11 protein-coding genes are annotated in these 11619 nt (G+C 59.9%); 3 read left to right on the top strand and 8 right to left on the bottom strand.

Translation table 11 applies throughout. The annotated features are described in order from the left end of the window. Positions 1-7 precede the first annotated feature (7 nt). Together ctlX and rocF are read right to left on the bottom strand one after the other, a co-directional pair. Positions 8-925: a citrulline utilization hydrolase CtlX gene (ctlX, locus tag ACOQFT_RS20400; RefSeq protein ID WP_421599679.1), complete on the bottom strand. Its 918-nt coding sequence runs from the start codon at positions 923-925 to the stop codon at positions 8-10. Next, complete coding sequence (gene rocF / locus ACOQFT_RS20405) at positions 925-1845, bottom strand: arginase (protein ID WP_421599680.1); 921 nt, start codon at positions 1843-1845, stop codon at positions 925-927. The genes ctlX and rocF overlap by 1 nt, the downstream gene beginning before the upstream one ends. Positions 1846-1931: 86 nt before the next feature. Here rocF and ACOQFT_RS20410 point away from each other — a divergent pair, with 86 nt between their 5' ends. After that, the gene (locus ACOQFT_RS20410) at positions 1932-2360 is read left to right on the top strand and encodes an Lrp/AsnC family transcriptional regulator (RefSeq protein ID WP_170671123.1); all 429 of its coding nucleotides are present in this window, start codon (positions 1932-1934) and stop codon (positions 2358-2360) included. A gap of 103 nt (positions 2361-2463) precedes the next feature. Continuing rightward, positions 2464-5073, top strand: a complete 2610-nt coding sequence (gene mprF, locus ACOQFT_RS20415; RefSeq protein ID WP_421599681.1) for a bifunctional lysylphosphatidylglycerol flippase/synthetase MprF — start codon at positions 2464-2466, stop codon at positions 5071-5073. A 1-nt stretch (position 5074) separates the two neighbouring features. Here mprF and ACOQFT_RS20420 read toward each other — a convergent pair whose 3' ends face one another. From ACOQFT_RS20420 to ACOQFT_RS20445, 6 genes are all read right to left on the bottom strand, one after another. Beyond that, positions 5075-6637 carry an efflux transporter outer membrane subunit gene (locus ACOQFT_RS20420; RefSeq protein WP_421599682.1) on the bottom strand — a complete coding sequence of 521 codons (1563 nt, stop codon included), beginning with the start codon at positions 6635-6637 and terminating at the stop codon, positions 5075-5077. Positions 6638-6648: 11 nt separating this feature from the next. Then, entirely contained in the window at positions 6649-7794 is a 1146-nt protein-coding gene (locus tag ACOQFT_RS20425) for an HlyD family secretion protein (RefSeq protein ID WP_421599683.1), read from the bottom strand. Positions 7795-7815: 21 nt separating this feature from the next. Next, a complete protein-coding gene (locus ACOQFT_RS20430) occupies positions 7816-8178 on the bottom strand; it encodes a DUF3302 domain-containing protein (protein WP_170442085.1) in 363 nt (120 codons plus the stop codon). Positions 8179-8212: 34 nt separating this feature from the next. After that, positions 8213-8776, bottom strand: coding sequence for a disulfide bond formation protein B (locus tag ACOQFT_RS20435; protein ID WP_421599684.1), 564 nt, complete (start codon positions 8774-8776; stop codon positions 8213-8215). A gap of 10 nt (positions 8777-8786) precedes the next feature. Then, a complete protein-coding gene (locus ACOQFT_RS20440) occupies positions 8787-8942 on the bottom strand; it encodes a DUF5993 family protein (protein ID WP_170331252.1) in 156 nt (51 codons plus the stop codon). Positions 8943-9056: 114 nt separating this feature from the next. After that, complete coding sequence (locus ACOQFT_RS20445; protein WP_421599685.1) at positions 9057-9818, bottom strand: DeoR/GlpR family DNA-binding transcription regulator; 762 nt, start codon at positions 9816-9818, stop codon at positions 9057-9059. A 189-nt stretch (positions 9819-10007) separates the two neighbouring features. Here ACOQFT_RS20445 and glpD point away from each other — a divergent pair, with 189 nt between their 5' ends. Next, complete coding sequence (gene glpD / locus ACOQFT_RS20450; protein WP_421599686.1) at positions 10008-11594, top strand: glycerol-3-phosphate dehydrogenase; 1587 nt, start codon at positions 10008-10010, stop codon at positions 11592-11594. Positions 11595-11619 lie beyond the last annotated feature (25 nt).

Here is an 11619-nt window from a genome sequence, read left to right on the forward strand (position 1 = left end):
GGGTCTCCTATCGGCGGGACAGGTGGATGCCTGCAATCATGCAGCGCACGGATCCACCAGCAGTTTCAATTGTCGGAACCGAGAGCGGCAGCGGCGTTGCGCTGGCCTCGATCGTGGCGATTTGTTCAGGGGTAAGTGCGGCCAGCGCCCGGCTGGACAGAGCCAGTACCAGACCGTCACGACCGCTGAGTTCGATGGCGTTGCCGGCGAACTCGGCGATTTGCTCATGGCTCAAATCAATGACAGTACGACCGCTTTCCTCAAGCCGCGCCTTGACCGTCGCGCGCCGCTCCGGGTCGGTAATCATGTCCAGACAGATCAGCGCGTAGTTGGTGCCGATGCCCATCAGAACATTGGTGTGATAGACATCGCGCCCTTCTGCATCCTTTGCCTCGAACACGATGGGCTCATAGTTGAAGTGGGTGCAGAACCGCTCTAACAGCACGGGGTCGGCGCGGTTGGACCTGACCGTATAAGCCACGCGACCGATGTGATCCAGGACCATCGCGCCGGTGCCTTCCAGCGCCAGCTTGTCCTGTTCCAGACCGGAATAGTCGATCACATCCTGAACGCGGTATTCCTGTTTCAACAGTTCGATGACATCCGCCCGGCGCTCGCGTCTGCGCGACGGGACATACATCGGATATATCGCGACATGCCCGCCGGGATGGGTCGAGAACCAGTTGTTCGGAAAAACGCTGTCGGGCGTGTCGTGGTCGCCGTGATCGTCAAAGACGTGAACCTTCACACCGGCGTCGCGTAACTGAGCTACTGCCGAGTCATGTTCCGCGCGCGCCGCGACCGAGGGCGCGGACGAATGTGTGGCGAGTGTCTGGAACGCATTGTCACCATGAGTCTCGGGGTTCGAGGTAAACGCATGAGGCCGGATCATCACGACGGCCGAGGGGGCTTGCAGGGACTGCATCAGAAACTCCGGGTTGGGCGGTCGAAGATGCGGCGGCCCAGCAATGAGGCGGCCAGATCGACCATGAGTTTTGCGGTGCGCCCGCGCTCGTCGAGGAACGGGTTCAACTCGACCAGATCCAGCGAACAGACCAAGCCGCTTTCGTGCAGCAGTTCCATCACCAGATGCGCCTCGCGCTCGGTCGCGCCACCGGGGACGGTGGTGCCGACAGCGGGGGCGATGGAAGGGTCGAGGAAATCGACATCCAGCGAGACATGCAGGATGCCGTTGGCCGCCCGAACCCGATCCAGAAACGCCATCAGAGGGGCTTTGATCCCGTGCTCGTCTATGCTGCGCATATCGGCCAGCATGGCGTCGTCCTGCTCCAGCCGCGCGCGTTCCGCCGGATCGACCGAGCGCAAGCCGATCATGCCAACGCGGTCGGTTGGTACTGGGGCGGGCACGGGCGGAAAGGCGTCAAATCCCGTCTGACCGGTGAAATAGGCGACGGGTGTGCCATGCAGGTTGCCGCTGCCGGTACTGTCCGGCGTGTGAAAGTCGCTATGCGCATCCAGCCAGAGCACGAACAGTGGGCGCCCGATCTGCTCAGCATGGGCGGCCATTCCCGCGACAGTGCCCATAGAAAGGGCATGATCGCCGCCCATGAAGATCGGCAAACCCTGTGGCGCTGTGTCCTGTGCCGTGCGGCTCAAGGCGCTGGTCCAGCCGATCACCTCGGGCAGGGCGAACAGATGTGTGTGTGCGGGTGTGTCCGTATCGTCCGGGCCGATATTGCCAAGGTCGGATACCTGATACTCCAGGTCCGCCAAAGCCTGATCCAGACCTGCCACGCGGTATGCGTCCGGTCCCATCCGGCAGCCCTGACGCCGTTTGCCTGCGTCCATCGGAATGCCGACCAATATTACGTGTTTGTTGTCCATATGTCTGTTTAGGGCTGCGGGTCGGGTTGCGAGAAGAGGGCAAATTGTTCAAAATGAAACTCAGATACGCAAAGTGAGAAATCATCATGGACGATTTGGACAGCAGATTGTTGAATGCCCTGCACCGGGACGCGCGGGCCTCACTGTCCGAACTGGCCGAAACGCTTGGAGTCACTCGCACGACGGTGCGCAGTCGGCTGCAGCGCCTGAAGCAATCGGGCGAGATCGTGGGCTTTACTGTCCTCACCCGGCTGGACGTGGCCGAAAGCCCGGTCCGCGGGTTGATGATGCTTGAGATCGAAGGACGTGGCACCGAACGCACAATGGCCCGCATCGCCGCTCTGCGTCAGGTGCGCGCCGTGCACACGACCAATGGCAGCTGGGACCTGATCGCCGAAATCGGAACCGAGACCCTGGCCGAGCTGGACGAGGTCCTGTTCCAGATCCGGCGGATGGAGGGGATCACCAAGTCCGAGACCAATCTGTTGTTGTCCACGCGCAAGGGCCGCGTCTGACCCGCCCATAGCGCTTTGAGGTTCAAGGAAAATGTGCAAGAGTTCCCTCGCGCGACCCGTACGCGCGCGGGATCATTGCAGCACCTCAGAGCAGGGAAAAAACATGACCACGCAGGAGACAGGCGAAGAACTCTGGGCCGTACGCTGGGCCGGGCGGGTCACCGGTTTTCTCGAAAAGCCCTTGGTCAGGATTGCGGTGCCGATCCTGGTCACGCTGATCGCGCTGGTGGTGCTGCACGAGCTGTCTCATCACGTGAAATGGGGGGATGTGCAGACGGACGTGGCGAATACCTCGTGGACGTTGCTGTTCGTTGCCTTCTGCTGGACTTGCTTTAGCTTTCTGTCGCTGTCCATGTACGACGTGCTCGCCGTGCAAAGCGTGGCGGATGGAGAGGTGCCTTTGCCGGTCGCAGGCATGGCCGGGGCCAGCGGTTATGCCGTGTCCAATTGCCTTGGGTTTTCTTACATCACCGGCACGGCGATCCGGTATCGAATCTACGCCTCGCTTGGGCTGGACCTGAGCCGGGTCGCGGGCGTCATCGCGACCTCGTGGATCGCGTTCTGGTCAGGGCTGGTTCTGTTGCTGGGCATACTGCTGACCCTGCATCCCGACGGGATTTCCAACGTTCTGCCCATTAGTGACACCACCGAAACCGTGATCGGTCTGTGCCTGCTGGCGGCGCTCGTTGCTCTGTTTCTCTGGCTCGCAAAAGGGGGGCGCAGGCTGGCCTATGGCGGGATCGGGTTCAATTTGCCCGGTGGCAAGCTGGCTGGCTTGCTGACCCTGGCCGCGATCGGAGACCTGTTTGGCGCCTCAATGGTGCTGTATACGCTGATGCCCGATGACCTTGGGGTCGGTTACCCCTATTTCTTCACGATCTATATCGGGGCGATTGCCGTCGGAATTGTCAGCCACGCACCGGGTGGGATCGGAGCGTTCGAGGCGACGCTGATCGCCGGGCTGGGCGCCTCGGGCCGGTCGGATGTGATCGCGGCCTTGCTGTTGTATCGGCTGGTCTACACCTTCTTGCCCTTTGCCATCGCCAGCCTGTCGATCGCGGTCGCCTCGGTGCTGACGCACCGCCACCATATCAGCGGCGCGGCGACATGGGTCTATCGCGCGATCCGTCCGATTGTGCCGATGGTGGCTGCAGGCGTGACCGCGGTGGCGGGGATCATCCTGCTGGTCTCGGGGGCGTTGCCGTCCAGCAGCCAGAACCTCGGCGTGTTGCGGGACTTCCTGCCGTTGTCATTCGTCGAGGCCTCGCATTTGGCGGGCAGCGCGGTTGGCGTGCTGCTGATCCTTGTGTCGCGCGGGCTGTTCCGCAAGCTCTATCGCGCGTGGATCGTTGCGATGTTGCTGATGGTGGCAGGCTTCATTGCCTCGCTCACCAAAGGATTGGATACGCATGAGGCGCTTGGAATGCTGGCCTCGATCGCCGTGCTGGCCGCGTTCCGGGGGGCGTTCTACCGCGTCAGCGGCGCCTCGATCTTTCGCCTGAACATTCCGTGGCTGGTCAGTGTCTTCGCCTTGCTGGCGGTCATCTTCTGGATTGGGCTATTCGCCTATTCCCACGTCGAATACCAGAATGCGCTGTGGTGGGAGTTCGCGTGGAACGGCGACGCCTCGCGTTTCTTGAGGTCCAGCCTTGTGGTGGCCGTCATCCTTGGTGTGGTGGCCGTGAACTCTCTGTTCGGACGGGAAATTCCTCAGTTGCAGCGCACCGAAATCCCTGCTGCCGTGGAACGTCTGGCGCTGGAAAGCGAAGATACCGAGGCGCAGATTTCACTGACCGGGGACAAGCAATTCCTGCTCGCACCGGACGAAAGCGCGTTTCTGGCCTATGCCGATACCGGCAACGCGCTGATCACCAAGGGCGAGCCGGTTGGCGATGAAAAGGCCGGTCGGCAACTGATCTGGCAACTGCGCGAAATGGCGGATCGTGAGGGCAAGCTGTGTGCGTTCTACAGTGTGTCCACCAAATACCTGCCGACCTTCCTGGACCTCGGCCTGTCGATTCTGAAAATCGGTGAGGTCGCACGGGTGCCGCTGAAAGATTTCTCGCTGGATGGCAAGTCCCGCAAGCGGTTTCGGCAGGCCAAGAACCGGGCCGAGCGTGAAGGCTATGTGTTTGAGGTCATCCCCAAAGAGGACTTGGCCCCGGTCTTGCCCGAACTGCGCAAAATATCCGATGACTGGCTGGCGCAAAAGGCGGGCGAAGAGAAGGGCTTTGCCCTTGGTGGGTTTGACGAGAAGTACCTGTCGTATTTCGATCATGCCGTGCTGCGAAAGGGCGATACGGGCGAGATTGTCGCCTTCGCCAATCTGTTCCAGGGCGGACATAAGTCCGAATTGTCGCTGGACCTGATGCGGTATGAGCCGGACGGCTCGAATTTCATCATGGACGCTTTGTTTGCCGAGATGATGTCATGGGGTGCAGAGCAGGGGTTCCACTGGTTCTCGCTGGGGGCCGCGCCGTTTTCGGGGATCGAGAACCGCCAGTTGGCCTCATTCTGGAACCGCGTCGGCGGGTTTGTCTATGAGCATGGCGAACAGTTCTATCACTTCGAGGGGCTGCGGTCGTTCAAACAGAAATTCGATCCGGAATGGAGCCCGAACTATCTGGCCAGCCCCGGCGGTCTGGCTGCGCCGCGCATCCTGTATGAAGTGAACATCCTGATATCCGGCGGGCTACGCGGACTTACCAAATAGCTTAGTTCAGGCTCGCCCGCGTCGGGGTTTCCTGCAGCAGATCGCCCCAATCGGTGCGATAGGCCATTTCGGCCAGAACGGTTTCGGGCAGGAACTCCTGATTCTGGCGGATTTGCCAGCCGCCGCCCAGACCCTTGTAGACAGCCACCAGATTGCTGGACACCTGCTGACGCGCCTCGATCAGATTGGCCTGGGATCGTAACAACGCAGTCTGCGTGTTCAGGATACGGGAATAGTCGGCAATGCCGTCGCGATATTGATCCACCGCGATCTCGGCTGCTTTGCGCGATGCGGCCACGCTGTTTTCGTAGAACCCGACCTGCTTACGCGACTGGGTATAGGCAACCATGGCGCTTTCGACCTCGGAATAGGCGGTCAGAACGGTGTTCTGATAATTGGCGATCAGCGCCTGATAAGCCGCGTCCTGCGCGCGGACGTTATTCTTGATCCGGCCATAGTTCAGCACGTTCCAGACCACCCCGGCATTGGCCAGACCGGTGGTGCTGGCCGTCGAAAACAAATCACGCCCCCCCGAGGCCTGCAGGCCAATGGACCCAGACAAAATGAACTGCGGGTAGAGATCAGCCATCGCGATCCCCACCTGCGCCGATTGCGTGGCCGCTGCCAGCTCGGCTGCACGCACGTCCGGGCGGCGGCGCAGCAGTTCCGCCGGAACACCTACGGCCACGTTAGAGCGGGCCGAGGGGATGCGCCCGGAATTGCCCAGCAGGCTGGTCATCCGCGAGGGTGTTGTGCCCAGCAGAACGGCCAGCGCATTCTTGGCCTGCTGGATGTCGCTCTCGATCTCGGGCACCAGAGCCTTGGTGTTGTTCAGCAGGGCGGTGGATTCCTGTACGTCCAACTCGGTCGTCACGCCGTTTTTGAAACGCAATTCTGTCAGGTCCGCAGAAGCCTGTTGCAGCTGAATGTTCTCGCGCGCGACCCTCAAAGATTCCTGCAGCGCCCGGATATTCACATACAGCGCCGCAACGTCTCCAGTCAGTGTTACCAGCGCGTCGTCGTAGTTGGCCACCTGCAACGCCAGATTGGACCGCGCCGCCTGAACGCCACGCCGTTGCTGGCCCCAAACGTCCAACTCCCATTGCGCATCGAACCCGACTTGCGAGGTCGAAAACTCGGTATCCAGAGGTATGATCCGGTTGATATCCGAAATCGGCCCCAGATTCTCACTGATCTGTCGCCGCTCGATCGACCCGCCGATGGCCTGCGACTGCGGGTAAAGCTCTCCGAACGCGATGCCCAACTGCGCGCGGGCTTGCAGGACACGGGCACCGGCAACCTGCAGATCAAGGTTCTGGGCATAGGCTTGGGCGATCAGCTTGTTCAGGGTGGGGTCGTTGAACGTCTCCCACCATTTTACCACGGGCGCGCTGCGCGAGGTCAGGCCGCTGGGTCCGGCGCTGGGGCTGTTGACCTCGATCCATTCCTTCACGACCGGAGAGTTCGGGCGCACAAAATTCGGGCCGACTGGGGTGCAGCCGACCAGCAAAGCCGCGCATAGGGCGGTGCCGATCAGGTGGCGGTGAATCTTGGCCCGGGTCATGTCATGCGTCCTCAGATATCCAGTGGTCGGATGAAGTTGGCGAAGGAATAAAGGCGGATATTGATGCGCCGCAGGAACTCAAAGCTTTTGCCCTGACCGGTATAGATCGCCACCGCCGCGTGACCACCGGCAGGGAAGGTGTGACCGTCCGGAATATCGACCGAGATTTGTACAGCGATACGGCCGGGCAGTTTTGGCAGTTCAAAGCCGGGCAGACGGCCAGAAGGCAGGTACTGACCCTGACGAGTCGCCCACCAGATCGCCTCGACCTTGCCGTTCAGAATTTCGCCGGGATAGAGATCAAGCGCGACCTCAACCGGCTGTCCGACTTCGACAAACTTCAGGTTCTGCTGGCGATAGGTGGCCAGAATGTAAGGGTTGTCCTTGGTGACAAAGCTGGCGATTGCCCCCAGACGGATATCCCCGACAACCAGACCCGGTCGGGCCTGTTGCGACACAATCATGCCGTCTTCGGGCGCGTAAATTGTCGTGTTATCAAGGAAGTACTGGGCTTTTTCCAGCTGCGCCTGCGCCTGCAGGATGCCCGTGTTCACCCCGTCAATCTGAGAATCCAGCGCCAGTTGTGCCTTCTCCAGATTGGCTTCGGCCTCTTTGATCTGCGCCTGATCCTCGGTGACCTGTTCGTTCCAGCGGTCCAGCTCATCCTGACGTGCGCCGCCCGCCGGCACCAGATTTTCATAGCGCGCCTGTTGAGTCAGCGCGTAGGCCAGTTGCGCGTTTGCGCGTTCTACGTTTTCACCCGCGACAATGACATCCTGTTCCAAGATCTTGGCATTCTGTTCGGCAGCAACCAGCTGCGCGGTGGCCTCCTCGACCTCAAGCGAGAATACGGTGTCGTCAAAGCGGTAGAGCGGGTCGCCCTTTTTGACCTCGGTATTCGGCTCGACCAGCACCTCGGTCAGGATGGTCGGTTCGGTCAGACGGGGCACGATCTGGATGGTCGAGCGGACGACGTGGCTGTCGATTGAAAAGGGCTGAAAGAACCGCAGCGCCACCAGAAACACCAGCAACAGGTGCGCGCCAATCCAGAAGGTGACGATCCCCCAGGTGATGTTGAATTTCAGCCATTGGACTTTGAAAAAAATGAACCAGACAAAGATGATGTAGAACAGCGTAATGCCGAGGGCGACGAACATAGTCAGTGAATTCCTTTGGCCTTAGCTCTTCTGGGTTCCGTCAGGGTCCAGCGGGTCGCGGTATTCTTCGTTTACCGACCCACCCAACCGCTTGATTTCCTTGCGAATGGCATCTTTTTCGTCATCAGGCGTGCGGCGAATGTCGACCGTGACGCCATCGTGGAACGCCCACATGAAGGCATGAACCCAAGGGACAACGGCCAGAAACCCCATCCAGCCCATGATCTTGACGGCTTCGGCGTGAGGGTGATTGCGTTTGATCGCGATCCGCCCCGGCAGCCCCATGATGAACAGAAACAGAGCCATCACCGCCGCCAGCAGCAATATCAGTGCCACGAATGTCAGATAGTCGTAAAAGCCAAGCGGCTGTCCCAGTAATCCCATGCTCGTGCCTCCTTTTGGGAAGGTTGTCCCATCCTCAGCCGTTGCCACCCACTTCGTCAATCAATTTGTAGCTGGTGGGAGGGTCCGCGCAAATGCCCGGCCCGCATTCCACCAAGGTCGAGACCGCATTCAGGGCGGCCAGACCAAACATGATGAAAAACGCGGTTTTCGCCAGTGCACTGCCGCCAAAGCGGGGCTGAGGCTCGCCGTCATACTGACGGTCAAACATCAGCATCAGCGCCGTGCCCAGCAGGATCAGGAAAAAGCAGATCGCCGCCCAAGTGTAATAGTGCAGCCCCAGCACGGGCGACCCGTAATGTCCGGTGCCCGGAACGATGTGCAGCAGGATTTGCCGTACGGCGACGCTGCCGCCAAACAACGCGCCAAGCAGCATTATGCCGTAGTGCCGGGGGCGGGCTCCATATAGCAGGTTCAGACCCAGACCCACGCCCACGGCGACAAAACCAACCCGCTGCAACAGGCACAAAGGGCAGGGCAGTTCGTAGAGTTTCAATTGATAGAAAAAGGCAAGCAACAGCACCAGACTTACCGCCAACATGCCAAGTGCGTTCAGGGTGCGTGAGAGTTCAGGTGTCATCCGGACTCTCCTACAACTGGATCGTCAATTGGCTGGTGGCGTGAAATTTCAGCCAATACACACTCAACGCCAGCGTGAAAAAGAACAGCACGTTGGCGGCTGTCGTACGATTAAAGTAGTTCAGCCCCATCGTGGCTGTAAGTAACGCAAATAAAAGCGCTATCATGGACCGGATTTCCCCTCCCGTGCGACGATTGCAATATGCGCAAGTGTGTCAGGCGACGGCCAATCTGGCAAGAACTCGTGTCAGGGATTCACCTTTAGTGCGAATTACTTGACGTCAACTGCAGAGCTTTACCTGCGTGTTCCACTCATTGCATTTTCGGGCCAGCTCCTTGGGCAAGGCGTGATCAGTATAGAACACGTCCACCTCGGACAGCGAGGCAATTCGCGCCGGGGCGGTACGCTGGAACTTGGACTGATCGGCCACCAAGCAGGTGCGGCGTGCCTGCGCGATGATGGTTTGACTGACGCGCACTTCCTGGAAATCAAAATCCAGTAGGTCTCCGTTTATGTCCAGCGCCGAGCAGCCGATGATGGCATAGTCAAACTTAAACTGTTCGATGGTCGAGATCGTCAGGTTGCCGATCAGCCCCCCATCCGAACGGCGCAGCACGCCCCCGGCCACGACGATCTGACAATCCGGGTTGTCGACCAGGATGTTCGCGACATTCATGTTGTTGGTCACCACCATCAGGTCTTTGTGGCCCAGCAATTGCCGCGCGACGGCCTCGGTTGAGGTGCCGATGTTCAGAAACACGGACGCTCCATGAGGGATATCTTGCGCGCAGGTCTGAGCGATGCGTGCCTTGATATCGGCGTTCAGGGCGCGGCGGTCCTCATACCCGATATTGGACACGCCCGAGCGCAGAACAGCGCCCCCGTGGACGCGGTCGAGTTTGCCCATGTCGGCCAGTTCGGACAGATCGCGGCGGATGGTCTGAACCGTGACCTCGAACCGCGCCGCCAGGTCTTCGACCATCACGCGGCCGTCCTGTCTGGCGATATCCAGGATGTCTGACTGGCGAAAGGATAGGGACACGGTTGGCTCCAAATTGGGTGTGTTCGTTTTTGTTCTATTTTCCTGAACATTCAACAGCGTGACATCGGAAGACGCAATAATTGGTGAGTTCTGTGACAAAACGAACATAAACGAAAACAAATGTTGACGAAGCGAGTGCCTCCAATGTTAATGAGCGCGCGTTTTCCACCAATGGGGAATCATCCGGATATGAAACAGGCACAGGATCAGATCTCTGATCTTTTCATCATCGGCGGCGGCATCAACGGGTGCGGCATCGCACGCGATGCGGCGGGGCGGGGGCTGTCGGTAACTTTGGCCGAGATGAACGATCTGGCTTCGGCGACGTCTTCGGCCTCGACCAAACTGTTTCACGGCGGGTTGCGGTATCTGGAGTATTTCGAGTTCCGCCTTGTGCGTGAGGCGCTGATCGAACGCGAAACCCTGCTGCGGGCGATGCCTCATATCAGCTGGCCGATGCGGTTTGTCCTGCCGTATCACGACGATATGCGGTTTGACTCGGAAACCCCGACCTCGCGCCTGCTCAGCACGGTGATGCCGTGGATGAAGGGGCGGCGCCCGGCATGGCTGATCCGTCTCGGCCTGTTCATGTACGATCATCTGGGCGGGCGTAAAATCCTGCCGGGCACGGACGCGCTGGATTTGAAAACAGCACCCGAGGGGCGGCCGCTGCAGGACAAGTTCGAGACGGCCTATGAGTATTCGGATTGCTGGATCGAGGATTCCCGGCTGGTTGTCCTCAACGCCCGCGATGCCGAGGCGCGCGGGGCGAAGATCATGGTCCGTACCGAGGTTCTTTCCGCGGAACGTGTGGGCGATCTGTGGGAGGTGACGGTCCGGGATTGTGACAGCGATGAGACACGTGTGGTTCGGGCCAGAATGCTGATCAACGCCGGCGGCCCGTGGGTCGGCGACATTATCCAGACGAAAATCCACGTAAACTCGCGCGAAGGCGTCCGGTTGGTGCGCGGCAGTCATATCGTGACCCGCAGGCTGTTCGACCACGACAAATGCTATTTCTTTCAGGGTGAGGATGGCCGCATCATTTTTGCCATCCCGTATGAACGTGACTTCACTCTGATCGGCACCACAGATCAGGACCATCCGGATCCGTCTGAAACTCCGGTCTGTACCGAGGTTGAGCAGGACTACCTGTGCGCCTTTGCGACGAAATACTTCAAGAAACCGGTAACTCGTGGGGATATTGTCTGGACCTATTCCGGAGTGCGCCCCTTATACGATGACGGGGCCAGCAGTGCGACCGCTGCTACGCGGGATTACACGCTGAAGGTCGACGCGCAGGGCGGGGCGCCCGTTCTGAATGTCTTTGGCGGCAAGATCACAACCTACAGGCGGCTGGCCGAGAGTGCGCTGGAAAAAGTGGCCGAGCATTTCGCCGACTTGCCCGGCCCCTGGACTGCGGGTATTGCACTGCCCGGTGGGGATTTCCCTGTCGATGGGGTGCAGGATCTTGTGGCCGGGCTCGAGGCTGAATACAACTTTCTGGATCGCGCCTGGGCTGAACGTCTTGTGCGCGCCTATGGTACCGAAGCCCGTGCTATTCTGGGGGATGCGAAATCATCGGATGAATTGGGCGAGGATTTTGGCGCCACGTTGACCGCGCGGGAACTGGAATGGCTGATGGACAAGGAATACGCGCGCAAGGCCGAGGACGTGATCTGGCGCCGCAACAAACTGGGTCTGCGGCTGACTGCCGGTCAGATTGCCCGGATCGAAGACTGGATGTCGCAGCGCAGCGCGCAAGCTGCTGCCTAAGATAAAAGCCCCGCCGGTCTGGCGG

This window comes from Ruegeria sp. MALMAid1280 (assembly GCF_049195285.1).
GTDB lineage: Bacteria > Pseudomonadota > Alphaproteobacteria > Rhodobacterales > Rhodobacteraceae > Ruegeria.